Source organism: Flavobacterium caseinilyticum, assembly GCF_004349085.1.
Classification (GTDB): Bacteria; Bacteroidota; Bacteroidia; order Flavobacteriales; family Flavobacteriaceae; genus Flavobacterium; species Flavobacterium caseinilyticum.
Genome location: NZ_SMFM01000001.1, coordinates 935966 through 960873 on the forward strand (window position 1 = coordinate 935966; position 24908 = coordinate 960873).

A 24908-nucleotide genomic window follows, 5' to 3' on the forward strand; every position below is an offset into this window, starting at 1 on the left:
TCTAAATGTCTGACGTAGCAGCAATAAATAACTTGGTTCAAAAAAGGAATGAGTTAAAAACCGAAATCGCAAAAATCATTGTTGGCCAGGATGACGTTGTAAATCAAATCTTGCTCTGCATCTTTTCTGGCGGTCACGCATTATTGGTAGGAGTTCCCGGACTTGCAAAAACACTGATGGTAAATACGCTCGCGCAAGCACTAGGGCTCGATTTCAAAAGAATTCAGTTTACACCTGATTTGATGCCTTCGGATATTCTTGGAAGTGAAATATTAGATGAAAACCGTCACTTCAAATTTATAAAAGGGCCTGTTTTTTCGAATATCATTTTGGCAGACGAGATAAACAGAACGCCTCCAAAAACACAGGCCGCTTTGTTGGAAGCTATGCAGGAACGTTCCATAACCATTGCTGGCGAGAACTATAAATTGGATTTGCCTTACTTTGTTTTAGCAACCCAAAATCCTATTGAGCAAGAAGGTACTTATCCGTTGCCTGAAGCGCAGTTAGACCGTTTTATGTTTGCTATAAAGCTGGAATATCCGTCTTTCGCTGAGGAAGTGCAGGTAGTTAAACGCACTACATCGGATTTGAACAATACTGTAAACCCTCTATTTACTGCTCAAGAAATTATTGATTTTCAGCAACTCATCCGCAGGATTCCTGTAGCGGATAATGTTATAGAATATGCCGTGACTTTGGTGAGCAAAACCAGACCTGATAATCCATTGTCAAATGAATTTGTCAAAAATTATCTGGATTGGGGAGCAGGACCAAGAGCATCTCAAAATTTAATTTTAGCTGCCAAAGCAAACGCTGCTTTCAATGGTAAATTTTCACCGGATATCGAGGATGTCAAAGCGGTTGCAACAGGTATTTTACGACACAGAATCATAAAAAATTATAAAGCTGATGCCGAAGGAATTACCGAAGAAATGATTATTGCTAGATTGGTATAACTTTTTTTTTGGTGCTCTGATCTTGATTTTCGGCAGTAACTACAACGTTTTCTTAGTTCTGATGGTTTTTCTAATTTGATAATCGTTAGAATATAATTAATTAATTATCGATTAATCAGTTTAGTGTTAAATTTTTTAAAATTCATCAATTTTAAAGGGTAAAAATCAGTATATAGTAATAATATCATTTCAAAAAACCACATCTATTAAATTTTTTCAAATATCATCTTAAAGAGCTAAATTTGCGTCGTGAATAAAAATACAGCTATTATGGCTTGTAATTTTGAGTAAGTTAAAATAATTAGCCTTTAACATTGAAAACAATTTACTATGAACATTTATAACGATTATCTAAAGGAAATCGAAGATAGAAAAACTCAGGGACTTAACCCGAAGCCAATTGATAACGCTGATTTATTAAGCGATATCATCACTCAAATTAAAGATTCAGATAACGCAAATCGCGAAGATTCAATTTCTTTTTTTATTTACAATACTGTTCCTGGTACAACACCAGCAGCTGGCGTGAAAGCTTCTTTTTTGAAGGAGATTGTTCTTGGTGAGTCAGTTGTGAATGAAATAACACCAGCATTTGCATTAGAGTTGTTGTCGCACATGAAAGGTGGGCCATCAATCAAAGTTTTGCTGGACTTAGCTTTAGGGAATGATATTACAATTGCTAAAGCAGCAGCAGAAGTATTAAAAACACAAGTCTATCTTTATGAGGCTGATACTGATCGCTTAGAGGCGGCATTTAAAAGCGGTAATGAGATTGCAAAAGATATTCTAGTGAGTTACGCTAAGGCAGAATTCTTTACGAAGTTGCCAGAGGTAGTTGAGGAAATTAAGGTTGTTACTTATGTTGCTGGTGAAGGAGATATTTCGACAGATTTACTTTCTCCGGGGAACCAAGCGCATTCACGTTCCGATCGTGAACTACATGGAAAATGTTTGATTTCGCCTGAAGCTCAAGATGAAATTAAAGCATTGCAAGCACAACACCCAGACAAATCGGTAATGTTGATTGCTGAAAAAGGAACTATGGGTGTAGGTTCTTCAAGAATGTCAGGAGTGAATAATGTGGCGCTTTGGACAGGTAGAAAAGCAAGTCCTTATGTTCCATTCATAAACATAGCTCCAATTGTTGCCGGAACTAATGGTATTTCTCCAATTTTCCTTACTACTGTTGACGTTACTGGTGGTATTGGTCTTGATCTTCAAAACTGGGTAAAGAAAACAGATGCTTATGGAGCGGTTCTGCGTAATGAAAACGGTGAGCCTATTCTGGAAGAAGTTTATTCTGTTGCAACTGGAACAGTACTGACTATTAATACAAAAACAAAAAAACTTTACAACGGCGATAAAGAATTAATTGATATTTCTAAGGCATTTACACCTCAGAAAATGGAATTTATTAAAGCTGGTGGGTCTTACGCTATTGTATTTGGAAAAAAACTACAAACTTTTGCTTCAAAGACTTTAGGAATTGATATCGTACCGGTATTTGCTCCGTCAAAAGAGGTTTCTATTGAAGGACAAGGTCTTACGGCTGTAGAAAAAATATTTAATAAAAATGCAGTTGGTTCAACTCCGGGTAAAGTTTTACACGCAGGTTCCGATGTGCGTGTTACGGTAAATATCGTAGGATCACAAGATACGACTGGTTTGATGACTTCTCAGGAATTAGAGTCTATGGCTGCTACTGTGATTTCTCCAATTGTTGATGGTGCATACCAATCAGGTTGTCATACGGCATCAGTTTGGGATAATAAGTCTAAAGCAAACATTCCAAGATTGATGAAGTTCATGAATGATTTTGGTTTGATTACTGCTCGTGACCCTAAAGGGAGCTACCATGCAATGACAGATGTAATCCACAAAGTTCTTAATGATATTACTGTTGATGAGTGGGCGATTATTATTGGCGGTGACTCTCATACAAGAATGTCTAAAGGGGTTGCTTTTGGAGCTGATTCAGGAACGGTGGCACTAGCATTAGCTACAGGTGAGGCTTCAATGCCAATTCCGGAGTCAGTAAAAGTTACCTTCAAAGGTGATATGAAACAATATATGGATTTCCGTGATGTTGTTCATGCTACACAATCTCAAATGTTGAAGCAATTTGGTGGAGAGAATGTATTCCAAGGACGAATTATTGAGGTTCATTTAGGGACACTTACAGCTGATCAAGCCTTTACCTTTACAGATTGGACAGCAGAGATGAAAGCGAAAGCTTCTATTTGTATTTCTGAGGATGATACTTTAATTGAATCATTAGAGATCGCAAAAGGAAGAATTCAGATCATGATTGATAAAGGAATGGATAATGAGAAGCAAGTCTTAAAAGGATTAATCGCTATCGCTAATAATAGAATTGCAGCAATCCAATCAGGTGAAAAACCAGCTTTGACTCCTGATGCTAATGCAAAATATTTTGCTGAAGTTGTAATCGATTTAGATATCGTTGCTGAACCTATGATTGCAGATCCTGATGTGAATAACGCAGATGTTTCTAAGCGTTATACGCACGATACTATTAGACCGCTTTCTTTTTATGGCGGTGTGAAAAAAGTAGATCTTGGTTTTGTAGGATCTTGTATGGTGCACAAAGGCGATTTGAAGATTCTTTCTCAGATGCTAAAAAACATAGATGAGCAATATGGTAAAGTAGAGTTTAAAGCACCGCTTGTCGTGGCGCCTCCTACATATAATATTGTAGATGAACTTAAAGCTGAAGGAGACTGGGAAGTTTTACAAAAGTATTCTGGTTTTGAATTTGATGATAATGCTCCTAAAGGCGTAGCACGTACAGGATATGAAAATATACTATATCTTGAGCGTCCAGGCTGTAATTTATGTATGGGTAACCAAGAAAAAGCAGAAAAAGGAGATACTGTAATGGCAACATCCACGCGTCTTTTCCAAGGAAGAGTTGTTGAAGATACAGAAGGTAAAAAAGGAGAATCACTACTTTCATCAACACCAGTTGTTGTATTGTCTACAATTTTAGGAAGAACTCCAACTCTTGACGAATACAAAGCTGCAGTAAAAGGTATAAATCTAACGCAGTTTGCACCATCTCATAAGTTATTGGTTAGATAACAACTGATTTTTGTTAATTATATCAAAAAGCTTGAGTCTTTCAACAGACTTAGGCTTTTTTTATTTTAATAGGTCTTCTGTTTTTTGTACCTTGTGGTTTTAAAGATAATAACAGAAAAAAATTAGATATGGCTTTTGATATTGAAATGATTAAAAAAGTGTATGACAACATGACAACTCGTGTTGATAAAGCACGCGAAATAGTTGGACGTCCTCTTACCTTGACAGAGAAAATTTTGTATAATCACCTTTGGGATGGAATGCCATCTACTGCTTTTGGGCGAGGTGTGGATTATGTAGATTTTGCCCCGGACAGAGTTGCTTGTCAAGATGCAACTGCTCAAATGGCTTTATTGCAATTCATGCACGCCGGTAAAAAGAAAGTTGCAGTTCCTACAACAGTACACTGTGATCACTTGATCCAGGCAAAAGTAGATGCAAAAACCGATTTGGCCAGAGCAAAGACACAAAGCAATGAAGTATTTGAATTTCTTTCTTCAGTATCTAATAAATATGGAATTGGTTTCTGGAAACCAGGAGCAGGAATTATTCACCAAGTAGTACTTGAAAACTATGCTTTCCCTGGTGGAATGATGATTGGTACCGATTCTCACACTGTAAATGCAGGTGGTTTAGGAATGATAGCAATTGGTGTTGGTGGTGCTGATGCGGTTGATGTTATGTCAGGAATGGCTTGGGAATTAAAATTTCCTAAATTAATTGGAGTAAAATTAACTGGAAAACTTTCCGGTTGGACAGCTCCAAAAGACGTTATCCTTAAAGTAGCTGGAATTCTTACCGTAAAAGGTGGAACGGGAGCTATCGTTGAGTATTTTGGTGAAGGTGCAACTTCTATGTCTTGTACTGGAAAAGGAACAATCTGTAATATGGGTGCCGAAATTGGTGCGACCACTTCTACATTTGGTTATGACGATTCTATGAGCCGTTATTTGCGTTCTACAAATAGAGCTGATGTTGCGGATGCAGCGGATAAAATTGCTCCATATTTAACAGGTGATGCTGAAGTGTACGCTAATCCAGAATTGTATTTTGACCAAGTAATAGAAATCAACTTAGACGAATTAGAGCCACATTTAAACGGACCTTACACTCCAGATTTAGCGACTCCAATTTCGAAAATGAAAGAGGAAGCGATCAAAAATAACTGGCCTATGAGAATCGAAGTAGGTTTGATCGGTTCTTGTACGAACTCTTCTTACGAGGATATTGCTCGCGCAGCTTCAATAGCCAAACAAGTTACCGATAAAAAATTAAAATTAAAATCAAAATTCACGATCACTCCAGGTTCTGAGGTGGTTCGTTATACAATCGAGCGTGACGGTTTTATCGATACTTTCGATAAGATTGGTGCGACGGTATTTGCTAATGCGTGCGGACCATGTATCGGAATGTGGGATAGAGAAGGAGCAGAAAAAGAAGAACGCAACACAATCGTTCACTCTTTCAACCGTAACTTCTCAAAACGTGCAGATGGAAATCCAAACACTTTGGCTTTCGTAGGTTCACCGGAATTGGTAACGGCTTTGGCAATTGCCGGAGATTTAAGTTTCAATCCTTTAACTGATACCTTAATAAACGAAGATGGTGAAGAAGTGATGTTAGAAGTGCCAACAGGCGACGAATTACCGAAAAACGGATTTGATGCGGAAGACCCGGGTTTTCAAGCACCGGCAGAAGATGGTTCAGGTGTCCAAATCGCGGTTAGTGAAACTTCAGAAAGACTGCAATTATTAGCACCATTCTTACCTTGGGATGGAAAAAACATCACAGGTGCTAAATTATTGATCAAAGCTTTCGGAAAATGTACAACAGATCACATCTCTATGGCTGGACCATGGTTGCGATTCCGTGGACATCTAGATAATATTTCTAATAATATGTTGATTGGTGCTATCAATGCTTTCAACCAAAAACCAAATACAGTGAAAAATCAGCTGACGGGTACTTACGATGCAGTTCCTGCTGTAGCGCGTGCTTACAAAGCAGCTGGTGTTCCTTCAATCGTTGTTGGGGATCATAATTACGGCGAAGGATCTTCTCGTGAGCATGCAGCAATGGAGCCTCGTTTCTTAGGTGTGAAAGCGGTTTTGGTAAAATCATTTGCTCGTATCCACGAAACAAACCTTAAAAAACAAGGTCTTTTAGGATTGACATTTGCTACTGAATCTGATTACGATAAAATCCAGGAGGATGATACGATCAACTTCACAGATTTAGTTGATTTTGCTCCAGGAAAACCACTAACACTTGAATTCGTTCATGCGGATGGAACAAAAGATATTATTTTGGCAAACCATACTTATAACGAAGGGCAAATTGGTTGGTTCGTTGCCGGTTCTGCATTAAACCTGATTGCTGCTGCAGGAAAAGCATAAGCATTTAAATAATTTACTACTAAAACTCTCAGGGAAACTTGAGAGTTTTTTATTTTGAATTAATATAAGGAGCTATTTCCTGCTGACCGTTTCAAGCTTTTTCGCTGAACTGCTTTTTTCCAAGACAAGAAAAGGAGCTTCCGCTGGTCGCTCTTTTTTGCCAAGAAAAAATGCAATTCCACTTCAAAAGGCTTTGCACTCACATCAGGGCTAGCGTTTTGACTCTGAATAGCGGTTTTGAAATCCGAACGAATAATTTTTGCAACAGCGGTTTTAATGCGAAAATCTAAATTTAACTACCTGTTTTTCTGGTTTAGATGCAATTTAAAAACAAAAAGGTAGTTATTATATAAGTATTTGTAAAAGTTTTGATAGAAAATGTCGTTTTTTTAATTATAAAGTTTAAATTAGCTTTTTGTGAATTTGAACAATTGTATGGAAGGATTGGGAATCAACTTGAATTCCAATTTTGTGATTCTTCCTCTTTTTTTTAATTAAATATTTTTTACAATCAGTATTTCTTAAAGACTTTTAAGAAATCAATAGCAGCGATATTCATTAGATATATCCCGAAATCGCTGTTAGCAATAAAAATGGGATTGGTAATTTAAAGGATGTAATTATGAGGTATGTATTAATTTTAGTGTTCGTTTTTTTAAATAGTATTACTGCTTTTTCTCAGGAAAATTATAAAAAGCACACCGTCTCCAAAGGTGAAACAATTTCAGAGATTGCTGAAAAATACGATGTTAAAATAAAGGATATCTACAAATTAAATACCAATGCCAAAAATCTTTTAAAACTTAATTCGGTACTCTTAATTCCTATTATTCAAACAAAGAGTACAAAAACTGCTTCCCGCACAAAAACAAATATTCCCGCTACAACACATGAGATTCTTGCTAAAGAAACATTATATGGCCTTTCTAAACAATACGGCGTCACTGTTGAAGAATTGAATCAGGCGAATCCTTCACTCGCTTCTTCAGAATTACAAATTGGCCAAAAAATAAATATTCCAGCTAACGCAATTCCAACTGAAAAATTAGCCGTTTTACCAGCAAAACAGACTTCATCAAACAAAGGAATTGTTAAACAAGTAAACGAGCCTGCACCTTCTGAAACGTTTACTTGGGAAGTGTTGCCACAAGAAACGAAATATTCCATCACGAAAAAATACGGAATCACAATTAAAGAATTTGATAAAGCGAATCCAAATTTAGGCGTTAAAGCGCTGAGAGTTGGTCAGAAAATTAATATTCCAGGGACTCTTTCAGTTAACGCAGAAACAGCTTTGCTATCAGTGAAAACTACTGATTTACCTAAAGTTGCAATCAAAAATGATGCTGCACTTCCAGTAATTGCAGCAAAAACAGAAGAAGCGGTAGATTCAAAATCTAATTTAGTTTTAAATGGAACTGAAAGTAAAATACTTGTTCAGACCACCACATCTGAAAATAGTGTACCACTTATTACTGTGCGCGAAGTATTGCCAAAGGAGACAAAATATGCCATCGCAAAGCAATACGGAATTACTGTTCAGGAATTAGAAAGACAAAATCCAGAGATCAAAAAGGCGCTTCCGGTTGGGTACAAATTGAATATTGCCACAAACAAATTACCTTCAGAAAGTGTTGCTTTTCAAACCAATTTCAAAATAGAAGATTCTACCAATAGAAATGAACAAAATAGGATATCTGAAAATAACTCCGGGGAATTTAAAACAAATTTAAAGCCTACTTTTAGCCATGATTTTTTGGATCAACTAATTGATCACGCGTCAGAAAATATTGGTTCTCGATACCGTACAGGTGGGATGTCGAAATCAGGATTTGACTGTTCTGGTTTGATGTGTACTACTTTTGGTGCTTTTGATATTAAACTACCAAGAACATCTCGTGAACAATCTAGCATTGGAACTAAAATTAATACAGAAGAAGCTCAAAAAGGCGATCTGATTTTCTTCAAAACAAATGGAAGAAGTCAAATTAATCACGTAGGTATGGTGGTTGAAGTTTGCGAAGGCGAAATTAAATTTATTCACTCGTCGGTGAGTAATGGAGTTATTATTTCCTCGACAAAAGAAAAATACTATGAGAAAAATTTCTCGCAGATAAATAGAGTCCTGCAATAATAGTAATCGAAAAAATAAATTAAATTAAATGAAAAACGCTCCAATACATGGAGCGTTTTTCATTTTTCTAGATTTTTATTTCTCCTTCACTGCCACTTATAAAATTGTTACCAGTGACCACTGAGGCGGCCATTTTTAGAAAATTAACCATCTGGTTGCCGTCCGTATCCCAAAAGTACGCGCTTGTAGGCTTAACTTTAATGACAGAAATGTTAGGGTCGTTTTTACCTTCTTTGAACCATATATTTACAACTGGTGTCCAAAGCTCTTCTATTTTTTCACGGTCGGTACTAATTGTTGCTTCACCGTTCACAACCATATAGCTACCTTTTCCCGGATGTGCAAAAAATAATTGTACTGTAGCGTCTTGTTCGATTTCTTTGTTTTTAACGCTATCTTTTTCACTGAAAAACCAAATATTTCCTTCGTCACATACTTTTACTGCACCCATTGGTCTGGTAGTCGCTCCATCATTATCCTTTAAATTGGTACAAAAAAGACAAGTATTGATTTCTTCAACCAAACTTTTAAGTTTATCGATCCCTTCAACGGTATGTTCATTAGCTTTATCACTCATAATCTTAAATTTTATTTCGATTAGTATTCATTGTATATTGATTCTACCAAAGTTGGGAAATTTAAAAGAAAAATTCATTACACAATTCAGCGTAAAAGTTTCAATTTTCACATATCACGATGTAAAGTTTTTTTTTGGCCTTGCTTTATTTAACGTGAATGATTCTTTAAAAAGTAACGCCAAAGTAATTTTTTTCCAAACGAATTCAGCTTTTGCTTACTTTGTTGGAAAGTTTTGCAGAACCGAAAAAAAAAAGAATTAAAAATATAGTTTTTATATACTAGTTAAGCTGATGAATTTGTCACTTGGTAATATTTAGCCATGTAGTAACACGCCATTTATTATTTTGATCCATTCCTCTTTGTTGCCGATAGTAGTATTTATGGCGACACTATTATTATTGTACGGTTCGTATGTTTTTAGATTATCACGCGAAAATAGTCCTATGGTTGGCGTTTGTGCAGAACTGGCTAAATGCATAATACCGCTGTCAGCTCCCACAAAAAGAACAGTGTTGGCAATTACAGATCCAATTTCCCGAATGTCTTTACTATAAAAGGTAGGGGCTTTAAATCCGATCTGTGAAATATTTTCGACGGGTAAAACTTCAATGATATTGTAATTCGGGAAGGTTGTTTGCAGGAGCTGATAAAATTCATCCCACCAAGACTCGGAATAGCATTTGTCCGAGGTAGCGTAGGTAAAGATTGAAATGGTCTTTTTATCATTCTTTACAAGGTCGCTCACAATTTTTTGACCTTCGGCAATTTCAGATAGATTTAATTTAAGATCTAATGATGGAACTGGATTGCTGTTAGCAGCGATTCCTAATTTGGTTAAAAAATTCCGAAACTCATAAACTGGGTATTTCGCAATGTGTCCATAATCGTCAAATTGTAACTGTAAATCTTCGTCAGCTGCTCCAAAAAATTTATATTTTGCATCAGCAAATTTTGCTGATAATCTGCCGGACGATGATCCTTTGTCTACATTAATAACCACATCATATTTTTGCTTTTTAATTTTTATCCAAACTTGAAAATAATCCGTTAAATTTTTAAAAGGTTTTTTAGGGAGTTCGATGAAATCATTAATATTTGAATAATTTTTGAATACAATTGGTGCTAAACCACCTTTTACAAACAAATCAATTTTACATTCCGGAAAAGTAGCGATCACGTCTTGAACCAAAGGTGTAATAAGTAATAGATTTCCTAGTCTGTGATTGGGTCTCGAAATCAGAACTTTTTTAATCTCCACTTTTTGAGTTAAATCAATATTTTGAATCGTTTGAGAGCTGCCGATATTTTTGGTCAGGCTCTTCGTCACGATTTTTCTGATCACATTTACTTTTTTTAAGAAACTCATGTTTTTAAAATATTATTGATATTGTAACTCTTGTTTTTAAAATTATTTGCGATAGTACGCTATAAAAAAATAAATACTATGTAAAACGTACTAAGTGCCCGACAAATGTACAATATAGATGGAAATAATTGCCCGCAGATTACTAAATTTAAATAAGCAAGAAAGAGTTTTAAGTTGTGTAAGCGGCAACTGTTTTTGATAAAAATGATATTACATTGTCGTCTGCTGAATTGTGTATGATTTTTGTTTTAACAAACGGCAATTGTATTATCTTATATTCATTTGTGGTCAGAGATTACGAAGGGTAGATCAGTAGTATAGCATTAATTATATATCAGGGAACATGATTTGAAAATAGAAGGCTGGCTTGCAGTTACCAAAATGTCTAAAATCATGTATTTTATTAAAGTAAAAGTACCTTCATAAAGATTGCATCAAGGTTGGTGGATTATTTCAATGGAATAGAATGGGTTGTTGATTTTTACCTTGGTGCAGACACCGTTTTGGTAGTAAAAACTATTTGTGTTTCCATCTGCAAACTTAATTTTATAGCCTCCGTCATTCATTTTTGTAAGGTTGATATAGCATTGCTGCTTATCAGAGTATACTGATTTTACGGTCAGAGGCTCCTTAAAATAGAGGCTTAACACGTTGCAGTCAATCAAGGGCAGGTTTAATTTCTCCTTTTCACCATTTTCTGTTACCACATATTTATCTTCCACTAATAAGGTTTGTTTGTCCATTTTGGTTGCGCCATTAGTTTTTCTGAATTGTGAGGAATAAATAAGTTTTCCATTTTCAAAAATTGCAGATTCTTTTACCAGAACCGTAATCAGAAATAGCAGGTGGGTTTTTATTTCAGAAGTCAGCATTAGATTTGATTTAGTGCCAATGATTTTTTTTTCAAGTTGTAAATGACCAATGTCATTGCCACCTCGTATAATTTTATAATTCATTTGGGTACTTTGAGCTTTTGCCAGTATTGAAAAAAAGAAAAATAGAATGGAAAGAATAATTGAAAAATTTTTATAGAAATCAAGTTGCTGAAAATCATGTAATAATAAAGGCGTCTTTAACCATTTTTGGCTGTGGCTATTTTTTATAAAAATGTAAATCAGATTGATTGCCATGATTACTTTTTTAATGTGATGAACCAATTGTACTATTGTAAAAATAACGAATTAAGAAGGCAGTGTGATTTACCTTTACTCTATTCATTGATAAGATATCAAACCACTACAAAGAGCATAAAAAACGTTTTAGCATATATCTAATATACAAAAAAATAAACTTTATATTTATAAAAATAATTTATAAATTAGGCTAAATTGCTGTAAAGCATTGTTTTACGATAAAAAAAACAAGGTTATAAGGTGTCGTTTAGTCAAATTAAAATATTGAGGAGATAAGACCGCGCTGGAGTTTGCATACCATGTATTCCAAAATTTGAACAGGATTAAAAAAGCGATTTAATGTTGACACACTTTTGGGTTGAAAAAAAAGAGAAGAAGTTGCTCTTCCGCATCGGTGTAAAATAGAGGAATTAATGTAAATTAACCTGTTGCGTCAAAAAAATTAATTTTTTTATAAGGTGTTAACGTATATTTGGCAATCTTTGAATTTTAAAAACGAAACTATATCATGAGTAAAACGAAACTAACAATCAATCGCAACGGATCTATTAAAATAGAAGGCGATTTCGAAATAACAGACTGCGAAGGAAAAGTGTACGGATTAGAAGGAAGAACCGCTTTGGGTCTTTGCCGTTGCGGATTATCAGCAAACAAACCTTTTTGTGATGGTTCCCACCGCAACGGTTTTGAGCATGAATCAGCAGCATTTGATTTGCCACCAATGAAAGCAAAATAAGAAATTCCGTTTTTTAAAAAATTAACCATCAGTACCAGTGCGTGTTAGATCATAAAATGCACCTTTTTATTGTGATTTCATGTAGTGTATTTTGACTCATCTGTAAATTATACAAAAATTCCAAAAAATTATATAGAGATTTTGTGGAGCGTTATCGTCAATTTTACATTAGTGAAAATAAGTTCACAAACTAAAAACTATTACTATGGAAAACAATCAAAACACAAGCGGAAGTAACGAACGTCCTATGCTTACGGGAATGTTCGCTGACAGAGAAAGTACTGAACAAGCTTATAATGCACTTCATGAGCGCGGGTACAGCAAAGACGATGTTAATCTGGTAATGTCAGACGAGACTAAGAAAAAGCATTATTCTGATGAAAATGACCATTCTGATCTTGGAACTAAGGCAGCAGAAACTGCAGGTACAGGTTCAGCAATTGGTGGAACAATAGGAGCTATCGCAGGGGTTATTGCTGCAATAGGAACGAGCGTATTAATTCCTGGATTGGGATTAATTATAGCAGGACCATTAGCTGCAGGACTTGCAGGAGCAGGTGTTGGAGGAATTACTGGAGGACTTATTGGAGCACTTGTAGGTTCAGGAATTCCTGAAGACCGTGCAAAAATTTACGAATCCGGAATCAAAAATGGTAACGTAGTGATGGCAGTACGTCCTAGAAACGACGAGGATGCAGAATATTTAGAGAACACTTGGAAGTCTAATCGTGGACAAGATATCTACAGATAGATTTTTAAATTCTTAAGAAAAATACCCGCTGTCACACAGCGGGTATTTTTTTTCAATTTTTTTTTTCTCTTTTTATCTAAAGATAAATTATGAAAGTGCGGATTCTGTTGTGTTTTATAAATCAACCAATTCAAAAAGGCTACATCTTCATATTTTTATAGTTTTTTTTTGTTTTTGGGATGTTTTTATTGTCAATCAGGAAAATTTTTTTCGAGTTACAATAGTGAATAATTATTGACTTTTGCCTCTGGATTGCTGAAATACTAGTATTTTATTCAGAGCCTAATTCAATTGCTTTTTCTAAAATTTCATCTCGACCTTGTTTCAATCCTTCAATAGTTGGTTTGATTTCTATATCAATTTTAACCCCTTTTCTTTGCGTTTCGGTTTTATCTGGGTACAAGATGCCGAGACCTGAAATTGCTGTTCTATACCCACCAATATACTCAAAAACAACTACGTTTCCATCTGCACCTGCTGTTTGATTTCCAATCGTAATCACATTATCAGCCGTTTGAATGGCCATAGCAGTAAATTCTGCTTTACTTATTGATTCATCATTAACTAAAAGGATAACTTTTCCTTTAAAATTTTTGCTGTTTTTTATCCCTGTTTGTAAATTCTCTTTATAGCGGAACATTCCCGGATAATCCATGTTTGGACTATAAACTGTACTAAAATCTCTTTTTTCTGAATTTAAATGTTTTGATAACAGTTTGTAAATAGAGGCTGGATAATTCCTCAAGTCAATAATTATTGTTTTTTTATTTTCAAATGATTTGAACAGTTCAGAAACATCTTCACCTTTAATTCTTGCCATATTTACATAACCAATTTTTTCGTTTATTGATTTTGTTTTAACTGCTGTAAGGTTGTCCCAGTATTTAAAATCATCAAAATTGTAGCGACTGACCGGAATTTTTTTGATTTGGTTATTCCTTTCGATAGTTAATGTTACAGTACTATTCTTTCCATGAAGAATTTCGTAATACGTCTGTCTAATTTTAATATTTGCATTGGAGCCGGCGATATATTTTGATTTTTTCTCTGTTTCTTTTCGGATATCTACATCATCAATATTCAATAGTATATCGCCCAATTTTAAATTGTTGATAATTGCCAAAGAATCATTGTAGAAACCGGAAACTACAGCTTTATTATCAATGTTTGAAATTTTGACGGGGAGATATTTGGGTTGCTCATCATTAAAGATGATCCAAGCATGAGTGTCGTCTAATTTTGCAACGAGTTCTTTAACGATAGACTGATATTCTTCTGGATTCGATGCGCGTCGAAATTTTGGAATCATTTCTGTTAATACACAATCCCATTTTTGGTCATTAAGATATTTGTAAGGATAGAAATATTCAATGATATTCCAATATTTGAATAAGCCTAACAATCGATATTGTTCACTTGGATATGAAAAATTTTGATAAACAGGTTCATTTGTAACTTTAATAGCTCCGGCAGGTTCAGTAATGACAAAAAAATTTTCTCCTTGAAATCTGTTTTCTTCAATGTATTTTAACTTTGCTGTAAGTTCACTGTTGAAAATTTTTGAATTTTGTGTCCAAGAAAGATTGAAGTTTTTATCAAAAAGAAGTTGATCAGAAGCACAATTTTTACATTTTCCAATGTTCCCCAAAGCGTTGATCCAATTGATATAAATTTTTGATAAAGATTCTTTATCAGTAGCTTCAAGTACCTGAGGTAGATATTTTATAAATTCTTTGTCCCAATCATATTTACCTTTTCCAACTTCTGGATGATAATATTTCAGAAAACCATACATTTTACCAATTGTAGCTAATTTTTCGGTTTCCGAAATCTTTTGTTGAGCAATTAAGGCATTAAAACTGAAGCAGATTAAAAGTAGAAGTAGAAATATTTTTTTCATAATATAGCCAACTTAATTCGTTTTATACTTCGCAAATAGATTCAAATTTTCTTAAAATGCTGAATGAATTAAATCAGTGCTATTTCAGTTTCGACAACATTACTTCTTTTTCAAACTGCTGATAATCGCCATAACATCCTGATCGCCTAATCCTTCTTTTTCTGCTGCAGCATAACTGTCATACAAAGGATGAATCAAAGGGGAATCGAGTCCGGCTTCTTTGGCCAGTCTTAAATCTTTGACTAAATGTTTCAACGCAAATGCTGCCGGATAAGAATCGTTCAAAATAGAAGGTGTTTTGATATTTGTGATTCCGTTACCGCAAGCGCCTTGATTGATAATGTTGAGCATGTTCTCTTTGCTTACGCCATTTTTCTCGGCAAATAAAACCGTTTCGGCCATGCCTTGAAGATTCAATCCTAATAAATAATTGATGGCTAACTTGGCCGAACTCGCCACGCCAGGTTCGCCTACGTGAATCGCAATTTTACCCAAAACGTCAAATATCGGTCTGGCTACCTCGTAATCTTCAGTTGAAGCACCCACAAGGATGACCAAAGTTCCGTCTTGTGCCGGTTTTACACTTCCAGAAACGGGAGCATCTATAAAATGGACTTGGTGTTGGTTGCAAATGGTATTTAAATAACGGGACGTTTCCGGAGCAACGGTACTCATATTGATAATAGTTTTGCCAAGACTGGTTTTAGACAATAGACCTGTTGGTCCCTCAAAAACTTCTATTACCGCTGCGTCATTGGATAACATTGTCAAAACGACGTCACAGGTTTCCATTAGTTCTTGCAAACTGCTTGATGATTTTGCTCCAGCAGCCAGTAGTGGCGCTTCTTTATCTTTGGTGCGATTAAAAACCGATACTTCAAAACCTGATTTGAGTAGGTTCATAACCATTGGGTTTCCCATGTTGCCAAGACCTGTCCATCCTAATTTTAATGTATTCATAGTTTTTATTGCTAAATGATACGTTTCCTGTTTTAGTTCTAAAGCTAGAATCCATCAGGAAAGCCGCACTAAAGTACGTTTTATTTCTGGAAAAGAAATAAAAATTAGCTACAAGAAAAGCGGTATAAATTTAAGTAAGGATTTTTTTATTAAAAGCAACTTTATGCCGCTTTACTTTATGTTGTTGGATGCTTTATTGATGTTAATATCCCAAAAGTGAAGTCAGAAGTTCATAGATTGTAATTCCTAGGCCTATTCCAATTAGAAACCAAACATATCTTTGCTTTTTGTCTGTTTTTACAAATTGTTCCTTGAGCAATACGCCATTTTCCTTTAATTCAAGTTTGATTTCTTTTTTGTCGAATTGTTTGTATTTGGATTCCAATATTGCATCTCTGGCGTGTAGCTTTATTTCATGGGTAAGTCCAGAAAAAGAAAACTTTTTAGAAATTCTTTTTCCATTCAGTAAAACGCTTTCAATTCCAAAGATAGAGTTTAAGAATTCTATTTTATTGTTTTCAATATTGAATTCATCGTCTTTCATTTTCTGTTAGCTTTATCAATATACTATTTAATAAGAAAATTTTGTTATTGGCGCATCTGCTTGATTTTATGATTCTTTTATGTGAGTTAATAGCGTTTCAAACTCTTTGAATAAACGTAATAGTTACGCTATGCACTCGTTTCGCATGAGCGCCAGTTTGGTTAATAGTCCGTTATGGTTATTAAAAGAGCAAGTTATTTTTTAATAATTTTATAAATGTATATCTTGTCATTGATAGAAAAATGAACAAAGTATAATCCGCTAGCATAGCTGGTAAGATCAATATTAGTTATTCCAGACTCAGATAAAGTTTCAAAGAGTTTTATTCCCAGAATATTATATACTGATAACGAATCGTAATCTGTATTAGAAGTGATGTTAAATATCCCATTTGCAGGATTTGGAAAAATGGAAAAACTAAAATTATCGATGGAATAAATTCCTAATGTACTGATATCTTCATACGCTCCTATGTCAATAGTTCCTACAATTCTTTGGTTACCATCTAAGTCAGTGTTTGGGAAATATATTATTGAACTGTTAGAACCTGGCCATGAAGCTGAGAATATCGTTGAATTTCCTGCATTAATCAATGCCGAATTGGCTTGTAAGCGAAAGTTATTATCCGTAGTATTTGTAAATAAAGGATTTACATCCAAATTATTTTGGTAATCAATTGGATTCCCAAAACTTGCTAAATTGGCCAAGCCTCCTTCTATATTACAATATCTAAAAATTGGCGCCCAATTTCCTGCATTGTTATAAGTTCTAATTTGCGGACCAAGTGGACTTGAGTTACTGTAAAAAATACTGTTAGTAATATTAGGTGCTGGGCCAAATGTATATAATCCTCCACCTGAAGTACCAGCTGTATTTTGAACCACCGTATTATTTATAAACTGACCATTTCCACCATAAGCCATGTAGATAGCGCCTCCATTCGAGGTAGCAGAATTATCTGCAAAAAGATTATTGAACACATAGGATTCACCATTTAAAAATAAAGCTCCGCCATCTCTGGAACGATTCCCACTCAGAATATTGTTATTAAAAGTACATTTATAATTGCTATTATTATACATACCACCTCCTTTATAAGCCGCATTATTGTCTGAAATGGAACAGTTAAAAATTTTTATTTCTGAGTAACCAGCTAAATAAATTCCTCCACCTTCACCCCAATGGTATGCGTTACCTGTAGCATAATTATTATAAATTTGGCAATTGCTGACTATGACTTTACCATATCTTAAATACATAGCTCCAGCACTGTAAGAAGCATTATTTCGGAAAATAGAATTTTCAATTATCGGATTATTATTTTAGATATACAGTCCCCCGCCATAACCTTCGGCGTAGTTTTCCTCGATTATACAATTTTTTATTTGAAAACTACCCCCAGAAGTTTGAAAAACATAAATTCCACCCCCATTTCCAATATCTCCACCATCTAAACTCATGGAATAGCCATTTTTTATTGTTAGTCCATCAAGAATTGTACTAACGGTTAACTGCTCATATTCACAAGACAAAACATGTAATATATTATCTTGAATGACATTTACGTCGCCAATATTACCACTCAGAATTGTTGGATGATTTATCCAATTTCGTTGATTTATATTAGTTTCGACACCACTAAAGCCACCGTAAATTGCAATGTTTGCCTTTAATTTGAAAGTATTTAGTCTTGGATTTATAGGGATTTGTCCATTTAGATCGGTTGTTGGGAAATATGTTCCTGCTGTCACCCAAATTTGTCCATCCGAAGTCGAGTTAATAGCTGTACTTAAATTTGTATAAGCATTTTGCCAACTAGTTCCATCATTTAAGCCTGTTGCATTTTGTTTTACGTAAACAATCTGTGAACTGCTGTTAATAGATATCATTAAAAATACCACTGTAAAAAGTAAATACTTATTCATTTTTCATCGTTTTTATAAAATATGTTTTTTTATCACACCGATATTATTACTTCTAGCTCAATCTTTACATCTGACAAATCAGATATTGAATACCAAATAGTAAATTACTCGGTTTGATGTGAACCAAATTGATTTGTTTTCAAATATAAGAATCATAGTATTGGAAATCCCCAAACACCTATTTATTTTCCGCAACCTTTTCGTACTTATAACACTAGAAAAGCACTTTTTTTTAGGAATTATATAGTCGTTTTTGAGATTGAACATGAAAGAAAGGATTTTGCATGAGGGAGGGAAGCGGCATCCTTTATTTTCTTTCTTTAAAAAAATAAAGATACAGCGTACCGCCCGACCCAAAGTGGCGAGGAGGAACGACAATGCTACTGCAGGGTCACGCCCGAAGGAATAATCGGTCTCTAATTCTTACGATATACTCTATACTCTTGCCTATTTATTCTTCATTCTTTATTGTCCACTTTTCACTTCGCACTTTTCCCTTCCATTTTATGAAATTTCCAAAAAAAGTATATCTTTAGCCAACTAAAATCAAAACCCCAAAACCTTAAACCAAAAAAAAATATGGAAGACCAAAAACGAGACGATTTTAAAAGAGAATTAGGATTACTCGACGGAACCATGCTTGTGGTGGGTTCTATGATAGGTTCCGGGATATTTATTGTAAGCTCGGATATGGTTCGGCAATTGGGTTCCGCCGGTTGGTTGATTGCCATGTGGGTGCTTACGGGCACCATTACGGTGATTGCCGCGGTGAGTTATGGCGAGTTGAGTGCGATGTTTCCTAAAGCGGGTGGTCAATATGTGTACATCAAGGAAGCCTACGGGAAACTGGTGGGTTTCTTGTACGGTTGGAGCTTTTTTGCTGTGATTCAAACTGGTACTATTGCAGCCGTGGGTGTGGCTTTTGCGAAATTTTCTGCCTATTTATACGCGCCTTTAAGCGATAAAAATATATTATATGAAATAGGGGATTTCAAACTCAATGCTGCTCAGATTGTTTCTATTTTCACCATTATTTTGCTGAGTTACATCAACAGTCGTGGAGTGAAAAACTCGAAGATTTTACAAACGGTTCTGACCGTTATAAAAATTGTATCGCTGGCAGGTTTGATTATTTTTGGTTTTATGGCTGCCAAAGCGGAAGTTTGGGATGCGAATTGGACCAATGCTTGGACTTCACAAACACTGAATGTGGAAACGGGTTCCTGGTTGCCCATTAGCGGAACGGCATTGATATCAGGCATTTCGGCAGCCTTGGTGGGTTCAATATTCTCAAGTGTAGCTTGGGAAGGAGTAACTTTTATCGCCGGAGAAATAAAAAATCCAAAACGCAATGTGGGATTGAGTTTGTTCCTGGGAACCTTAATCGTGAGTGTGATTTATATTTTGGCTAATATCATGTACTTGGCTGTAGTGCCTTTATATGAAATTGCTACAGCAGAATCAGATCGTGTGGCTGTTGTGGCTTCGCAAAGTATTTTTGGATCGGTGGGAACACTAATTATCGCTGTGATGATTATGATTTCGACTTTTGCCTGCAACAACGGTCTGATTATGGCGGGTGCGAGAGTGTATTATACAATGGCGCAAGACGGTGTTTTCTTTAAGAAAGCCGCTGAATTGAATCATGCCAGTGTTCCGGCTTGGTCTATCTGGGCGCAGTGTATCTGGGCTTCGGCGTTGTGTCTGACTGGGAAATACGGAGATTTATTGGATTTTGTGGTTATCATCGTTTTGATATTTTATATCTTGACTATTTTAGGAATATTTATTCTTCGCAAGAAAATGCCAAATGCCGAAAGACCGTATAAAGCTTTTGGATATCCATTTTTACCGGCACTTTACCTAATTATCGCCACAGCAATTTGCATTGCTTTGTTGTACACTAAAACCAGTACCAGTGGTTGGGGTGTTTTGATTATGCTGATTGGTATTCCGGTATATTATTTGACAAAAGCTAAGGAGTAGTTTTTTTTAAATTATGAGTTATGAATTATGAAGTTGTGAGATGTATTATATCATTTATGAATTCAAAATAGTCCAACTTAAATGAACTTATATTCCTTATATGTTTAAAAATACTCATAATTAATTCCTTTTTAGGGGTTTTTAAAAAAATCAGTAAAAATCCGTTTAATCCGTGTCATCTGCGGCTAAATTCGGTAGAATAACATAAAAAAATCCGTTCAATCCGTGTCATCTGTGGCCAAATTCCGTGCAACAATGGCAAATTAACATATAAAAAAATCGGCTTAATCCGCGTCATCTGCACTCCAATTCGGAAAAATAACAAATAAAATAACAAAAAAAATAACAAAAAAAATAAATAAAAAAAATCCGTCTCGTTTTCATAACGTGACGGATTTTCTATTGAATTCAGGCTGGGTTGCTGTTGCTTTAAATTTAAAACTAATGACTAAAACTAAAACTAAAAAAAATACAATTACAATCCGCAACCTGTAAACGGCACGCTAGTAATACGTAAAACGTCTTACTTTGGCAATATATTTTGCTAATCGGATTACTTGGTGACTGTATCCGTATTCGTTATCGTACCAAATGTACAATACGATATTTTTTCCATCGGCAGAAACGATTGTGGCGTTACTGTCATATATAGCAGGAGCTGATGTTCCTACAATATCCGAAGAAACCAATTCGTTATTTAAAGAATATTTGATTTGTTCCACCAATTCGCCTTCCAATGCATATTTTTTCATGATGGCGTTGATTTCTAGTAGCGATGTTTCTCTGGACACTTCAAGATTCAAAACCACCAGTGAACCGTTAGGAACTGGCACCCGAATCGCATTTGAAGTTAATTTTCCGGCAAGGCTTGGCAATGCTTTTGCAACAGCACTTCCGGCACCCGTTTCGGTGATTACCATATTCAAGGCTGCTGCTCTTCCACGACGGTATTTTTTGTGCATATTATCCACAAGATTCTGGTCGTTCGTGTAGGCATGGATGGTTTCTAAATGTCCTTTGACAACCCCTAAAGTGTCTTCAACAGCTTTCAATATTGGCGTAATGGCATTTGTAGTGCACGATGCTGCCGAAAAAATGTTGATTTCGTCAGGATTGTATTCGTTATGGTTTACGCCATGAACAATATTAGGTACTCCTTTTCCGGGAGCAGTAAGCAATACTTTATCAGTACCTTTCGAAACTAAATGTCGACTTAATGCTTCATGTGTCGTAAAAGCACCCGTGTTGTCAATTACTAATGCATTATCAATTCCATAACGTGTGTAATCAATCTCTTCGGGTCCGTTTGCCGTGATTATGTGTACGGTTGTTCCGTTGATAATCAATGCATTGTTATCAGGATCAGCAGTAACTGAACCTTGAAAATCACCGTGTATAGAATCGTATCGCAATAACGAAGCTCTTTTTTCTAGAGAAGTAGCGTCATTTTTATCGCGTGTCACGATAGCACGCAAACGCAATTGACTTCCTTTTCCGGTTTTTGACATTAATTCTCGAGCTAATAAACGGCCAATACGCCCAAAACCATACAGTACCACATCTTTCGGCTGAATGTCCTCAGAGTTTTTGGCATTTTTTAATTTGTCAATGACAAAATACTTGGCGTCAGGATATTTATCTTCTTCCAATCCATATTCGTACGTCAGTTTACCAATATCGAGTTTTGCAGGCGGTAAATTCAGTTCTAAAATAGCTTTTGCAATTTTAACCGAATCAAATACTGAAATGGGTTTGCCTACAAATTCGGCCGCATATTCATGCAGGTTGATAATGTCACTGACATTTCTATCAATTAATTGATTTCGGAATAAGACCATTTCGATGGATTTATCATACCATAAATCGCTGATAATTTTAATCAGTTTTACTCCTGCACGTCGCCTGTCGGCTTGTAATGAAACTTCCTTCTCGTATAAAGTTGTGGTTGCCATGTTGAAAATTTAATGAAAAATAAGTGATTGTATTTTTTAAAATTTGCGCAAAAATACCCATTTCAATCGATTTCGTAGTGCATTTTGTGAATTATTTACAAAATAAAAAAGCCACCTTATTTTTTCAAGATGGCTTAAATTTTTAAAATTGGAATGCTTAAAGAATTACTCGTATGACTTCACCATTTTTATTAATCATTTCGATACGTACGGTTTGGGTTTCTTCTTTTTTATTCAAAAGCTGGGAAACGGTTTCCACATTCGTTGCTTTTAAATTGTCAATACTCAAAATAATATTCCCGATCAGCTCGTCTTCATATTGTTTCAAGCTTTTGCTGGTAATCGATTTGATTCGTACGCCATATTCGATTTTAAATTTCTTTTTATCGACTGCATCTATATTTTCCAATTCCATTCCTTTGAATTCCGTGCTGAAGAAATCATTTTTACTCAGATATACAGGTACAGCTCTAGTTCTGCCGTCTCTGATGTAAGTCACCTGGACTTTATCATTTGGTCTTTTTGTATTGATGTATCCCGAAAGATCAGCAAAGGTAGCCACATTTTGATCGTCTAATTTGATGATTATGTCGCCATTGGCAAGTCCTGACTTTTCGGCACCGGAATTTTTTGTAACCTTATTAATATAGAAACCCTGCGTTTGGGAAATTCCTAATTCCTTAGAGCTGGTTCCATTCAGTTCGCCGCCTTCAACACCTAATATTCCGCGTTGTACATTACCAAATTCCATAAGGTCTTCAATGATTTTTCGGGCAATATTCGAAGGCACAGCAAACGAATATCCTACGTAAGAACCTGTCATTGAAGAGATCATCGTATTGATTCCGATTAATTCGCCCCTCGTGTTTACTAAGGCGCCACCGCTGTTTCCAGGATTTACCGCCGCATCTGTCTGTATAAATGATTGAATTCCGCTGGTATCAAGGTCTCTTGCTTTGGCAGATACAATTCCAGCAGTCACCGTTGAGGTTAAATTATACGGATTTCCCACTGCCAAAACCCATTCGCCAATTCGCACCGAATCAGAATTGGCAAAAACTGTATACGGTAATTTTTCCTCTGCGTCAATTTTCAGCAAAGCGATATCCATTTTAGAATCGGTTCCAATCAGTTTTGCCACGTATGATTTTTTGTTATTTAAGGTGATTTCAATTTCTGAAGCTCCTTTTATCACGTGATTATTAGTTACAATATAGCCGTCTTCTGAGATAATTACTCCCGAACCCGTTCCCACTTGTTCTTGCAACTGCTCCCCTTTGTAACCATAAAAATATTCCAGCATCGGATTAGTAACCACTCGTCGGCTGACATTTTTAACGTGCACTACCGTATGAATTGTTTTTTCCGCAGCCTCTGTAAAATCAATTACATCAGCAGATAATCCTACTTTTCTGCCGTAAGAATCAGTTGTGGTTGTTACCAACGAATTATTAGTGGAAAAATATCCATCGGAATCAAATAATAATTTGTAAGCCCCTAATGTTACGACTCCGCTTAATAAAGAAACCAAGAAAAGAGCTGAAAAATTTTTCATAATAAAATTACTTTTTTAGTACAATTACCCGTAAAAATAAAACTAAATTAGCTTCGTAAAATACAGTTTAACGCTCTTTAACAATGATTAACATTTCATTAATAGTTCGTACTTTTGTTGGACTCAATTCAAATAAAAATGCATTTAGAATTTTTTAAATACCAAGGGACCGGAAATGATTTCGTAATGGTTGATAACCGCTCCGGTTTTTTTCCAAAACAAAATACAAAGCTCATTGCGCATTTATGCGACAGACGTTTTGGAATAGGTGGCGATGGCTTAATTTTATTGGAAAATGATTCCGAAACGGATTTTAAAATGGTCTATTACAATTCTGATGGCAATCAAAGTTCGATGTGTGGCAACGGAGGACGGTGTTTGGTGGCTTTCGCCAAAAAGCTGCACGTAATCGAGAATGAAACTACCTTCATAGCAACAGATGGTTTGCACCACGCAACAATTGGAGATGACGGTTTGGTTTCACTTCAAATGATAGATGTTGATGAGGTAAAAGTAAGTTCAGATTATGTGTTTATGAATACGGGTTCGCCACATCATGTGCAATTGGTTGACGATTTAGAAAATTATAATATAAAAGAAAACGGAGCTGCAATTCGATATGGAGATTTGTATGGAAAAGCTGGAAGTAACATCAATTTTGTAAAACAAATTGATGACACTACCTTTTCATTAAGAACGTATGAAAGAGGGGTAGAAGATGAAACACTTTCTTGCGGGACAGGCGCTACAGCTGTTGCAATTGCGATGAACGTGTTGGGAAAAACAGATTCTTCTTCTATTGATTTGAATGTTGAAGGCGGCAAATTAGTCGTTTCTTTTGATAAAAAAGAAGGGAAATTTAGTAATGTTTTCCTGAAAGGGCCAGCTGAATTTGTATTTAAAGGAATGATTGAGATTTAATTAGGAAGC

General features: G+C 35.3%; 18 protein-coding genes. 8 read left to right on the forward strand and 10 right to left on the reverse strand.

Going from position 1 to position 24908, the window contains the following annotated elements; all coding sequences use genetic code 11:
- Window positions 1-5 precede the first annotated feature (5 nt).
- The 4 genes from E0F89_RS04170 (at window position 6) to E0F89_RS04185 (ending at window position 8591) form a co-directional block, all read left to right on the forward strand.
- Window positions 6-959 (forward strand): AAA family ATPase, encoded by a 954-nt coding sequence (locus tag E0F89_RS04170; RefSeq protein WP_131908573.1) that lies wholly within the window; start codon window positions 6-8, stop codon window positions 957-959.
- Window positions 960-1289: 330 nt separating this feature from the next.
- On the forward strand, window positions 1290-4061 hold the full coding sequence (locus E0F89_RS04175; RefSeq protein ID WP_131908574.1) for a bifunctional aconitate hydratase 2/2-methylisocitrate dehydratase: 2772 nt from the start codon (window positions 1290-1292) through the stop codon (window positions 4059-4061).
- A 128-nt stretch (window positions 4062-4189) separates the two neighbouring features.
- A complete protein-coding gene (locus E0F89_RS04180; RefSeq protein ID WP_131908575.1) occupies window positions 4190-6457 on the forward strand; it encodes an aconitate hydratase in 2268 nt (755 codons plus the stop codon).
- 622 nt (window positions 6458-7079) lie between these two features.
- Complete coding sequence (locus E0F89_RS04185; protein WP_131908576.1) at window positions 7080-8591, forward strand: LysM peptidoglycan-binding domain-containing protein; 1512 nt, start codon at window positions 7080-7082, stop codon at window positions 8589-8591.
- A gap of 67 nt (window positions 8592-8658) precedes the next feature.
- Here the strand turns inward: E0F89_RS04185 and E0F89_RS04190 are convergent, their stop codons facing one another.
- The 3 genes from E0F89_RS04190 to E0F89_RS04200 form a co-directional block, all read right to left on the reverse strand.
- Window positions 8659-9168 carry a pyridoxamine 5'-phosphate oxidase family protein gene (locus E0F89_RS04190; RefSeq protein WP_131908577.1) on the reverse strand — a complete coding sequence of 170 codons (510 nt, stop codon included), beginning with the start codon at window positions 9166-9168 and terminating at the stop codon, window positions 8659-8661.
- Between the two features lie 315 nt (window positions 9169-9483).
- Complete coding sequence (locus tag E0F89_RS04195; protein WP_131908578.1) at window positions 9484-10536, reverse strand: glycosyltransferase family 9 protein; 1053 nt, start codon at window positions 10534-10536, stop codon at window positions 9484-9486.
- A gap of 434 nt (window positions 10537-10970) precedes the next feature.
- Window positions 10971-11492, reverse strand: coding sequence for a DUF6134 family protein (locus tag E0F89_RS04200; protein WP_131908579.1), 522 nt, complete (start codon window positions 11490-11492; stop codon window positions 10971-10973).
- Window positions 11493-12177: 685 nt separating this feature from the next.
- On the opposite strand from E0F89_RS04200, the gene E0F89_RS04205 reads away from it, so the two are divergent.
- Window positions 12178-12405 (forward strand): CDGSH iron-sulfur domain-containing protein, encoded by a 228-nt coding sequence (locus E0F89_RS04205; RefSeq protein ID WP_131908580.1) that lies wholly within the window; start codon window positions 12178-12180, stop codon window positions 12403-12405.
- A 205-nt stretch (window positions 12406-12610) separates the two neighbouring features.
- Window positions 12611-13156, forward strand: coding sequence for a hypothetical protein (locus tag E0F89_RS04210; RefSeq protein ID WP_131908581.1), 546 nt, complete (start codon window positions 12611-12613; stop codon window positions 13154-13156).
- Between the two features lie 271 nt (window positions 13157-13427).
- Here the strand turns inward: E0F89_RS04210 and E0F89_RS04215 are convergent, their stop codons facing one another.
- The 5 genes from E0F89_RS04215 to E0F89_RS17230 form a co-directional block, all read right to left on the reverse strand.
- Window positions 13428-15056, reverse strand: a complete 1629-nt coding sequence (locus E0F89_RS04215) for a S41 family peptidase (protein WP_131908582.1) — start codon at window positions 15054-15056, stop codon at window positions 13428-13430.
- A gap of 99 nt (window positions 15057-15155) precedes the next feature.
- Window positions 15156-16067, reverse strand: a complete 912-nt coding sequence (locus E0F89_RS04220; RefSeq protein ID WP_317126080.1) for an NAD(P)-dependent oxidoreductase — start codon at window positions 16065-16067, stop codon at window positions 15156-15158.
- 151 nt (window positions 16068-16218) lie between these two features.
- Window positions 16219-16560 carry a hypothetical protein gene (locus E0F89_RS04225; RefSeq protein WP_131908584.1) on the reverse strand — a complete coding sequence of 114 codons (342 nt, stop codon included), beginning with the start codon at window positions 16558-16560 and terminating at the stop codon, window positions 16219-16221.
- Between the two features lie 194 nt (window positions 16561-16754).
- Window positions 16755-17870, reverse strand: coding sequence for a T9SS type A sorting domain-containing protein (locus tag E0F89_RS04230; RefSeq protein ID WP_317126081.1), 1116 nt, complete (start codon window positions 17868-17870; stop codon window positions 16755-16757).
- A 12-nt stretch (window positions 17871-17882) separates the two neighbouring features.
- On the reverse strand, window positions 17883-18485 hold the full coding sequence (locus E0F89_RS17230) for a hypothetical protein (protein ID WP_207915773.1): 603 nt from the start codon (window positions 18483-18485) through the stop codon (window positions 17883-17885).
- Between the two features lie 579 nt (window positions 18486-19064).
- Between E0F89_RS17230 and E0F89_RS04240 the strand changes: the two genes are divergently transcribed.
- Window positions 19065-20471 (forward strand): APC family permease, encoded by a 1407-nt coding sequence (locus tag E0F89_RS04240; RefSeq protein WP_131908586.1) that lies wholly within the window; start codon window positions 19065-19067, stop codon window positions 20469-20471.
- A gap of 503 nt (window positions 20472-20974) precedes the next feature.
- Here the strand turns inward: E0F89_RS04240 and E0F89_RS04245 are convergent.
- Together E0F89_RS04245 and E0F89_RS04250 are read right to left on the reverse strand one after the other, a co-directional pair.
- A complete protein-coding gene (locus tag E0F89_RS04245) occupies window positions 20975-22423 on the reverse strand; it encodes a glyceraldehyde-3-phosphate dehydrogenase (protein WP_131908587.1) in 1449 nt (482 codons plus the stop codon).
- A gap of 157 nt (window positions 22424-22580) precedes the next feature.
- Entirely contained in the window at window positions 22581-23978 is a 1398-nt protein-coding gene (locus E0F89_RS04250) for a trypsin-like peptidase domain-containing protein (RefSeq protein ID WP_131908588.1), read from the reverse strand.
- 138 nt (window positions 23979-24116) lie between these two features.
- Between E0F89_RS04250 and dapF the strand changes: the two genes are divergently transcribed.
- On the forward strand, window positions 24117-24899 hold the full coding sequence (gene dapF, locus E0F89_RS04255) for a diaminopimelate epimerase (protein ID WP_131908589.1): 783 nt from the start codon (window positions 24117-24119) through the stop codon (window positions 24897-24899).
- Window positions 24900-24908 lie beyond the last annotated feature (9 nt).

Bases quoted from the DNA above. Each gene is read 5' to 3' on its own strand.
- E0F89_RS04170 (WP_131908573.1), top strand. From the start codon at position 6: ATGTCTGACGTAGCAGCAATAAATAACTTGGTTCAAAAAAGGAATGAG.
- E0F89_RS04175 (WP_131908574.1), top strand. From the start codon at position 1,290: ATGAACATTTATAACGATTATCTAAAGGAAATCGAAGATAGAAAAACT.
- E0F89_RS04180 (WP_131908575.1), top strand. From the start codon at position 4,190: ATGGCTTTTGATATTGAAATGATTAAAAAAGTGTATGACAACATGACA.
- E0F89_RS04185 (WP_131908576.1), top strand. From the start codon at position 7,080: ATGAGGTATGTATTAATTTTAGTGTTCGTTTTTTTAAATAGTATTACT.
- E0F89_RS04190 (WP_131908577.1), bottom strand. From the start codon at position 9,168: ATGAGTGATAAAGCTAATGAACATACCGTTGAAGGGATCGATAAACTT.
- E0F89_RS04195 (WP_131908578.1), bottom strand. From the start codon at position 10,536: ATGAGTTTCTTAAAAAAAGTAAATGTGATCAGAAAAATCGTGACGAAG.
- E0F89_RS04200 (WP_131908579.1), bottom strand. From the start codon at position 11,492: ATGAATTATAAAATTATACGAGGTGGCAATGACATTGGTCATTTACAA.
- E0F89_RS04205 (WP_131908580.1), top strand. From the start codon at position 12,178: ATGAGTAAAACGAAACTAACAATCAATCGCAACGGATCTATTAAAATA.
- E0F89_RS04210 (WP_131908581.1), top strand. From the start codon at position 12,611: ATGGAAAACAATCAAAACACAAGCGGAAGTAACGAACGTCCTATGCTT.
- E0F89_RS04215 (WP_131908582.1), bottom strand. From the start codon at position 15,056: ATGAAAAAAATATTTCTACTTCTACTTTTAATCTGCTTCAGTTTTAAT.
- E0F89_RS04225 (WP_131908584.1), bottom strand. From the start codon at position 16,560: ATGAAAGACGATGAATTCAATATTGAAAACAATAAAATAGAATTCTTA.
- E0F89_RS17230 (WP_207915773.1), bottom strand. From the start codon at position 18,485: ATGAATAAGTATTTACTTTTTACAGTGGTATTTTTAATGATATCTATT.
- E0F89_RS04240 (WP_131908586.1), top strand. From the start codon at position 19,065: ATGGAAGACCAAAAACGAGACGATTTTAAAAGAGAATTAGGATTACTC.
- E0F89_RS04245 (WP_131908587.1), bottom strand. From the start codon at position 22,423: ATGGCAACCACAACTTTATACGAGAAGGAAGTTTCATTACAAGCCGAC.
- E0F89_RS04250 (WP_131908588.1), bottom strand. From the start codon at position 23,978: ATGAAAAATTTTTCAGCTCTTTTCTTGGTTTCTTTATTAAGCGGAGTC.
- dapF (WP_131908589.1), top strand. From the start codon at position 24,117: ATGCATTTAGAATTTTTTAAATACCAAGGGACCGGAAATGATTTCGTA.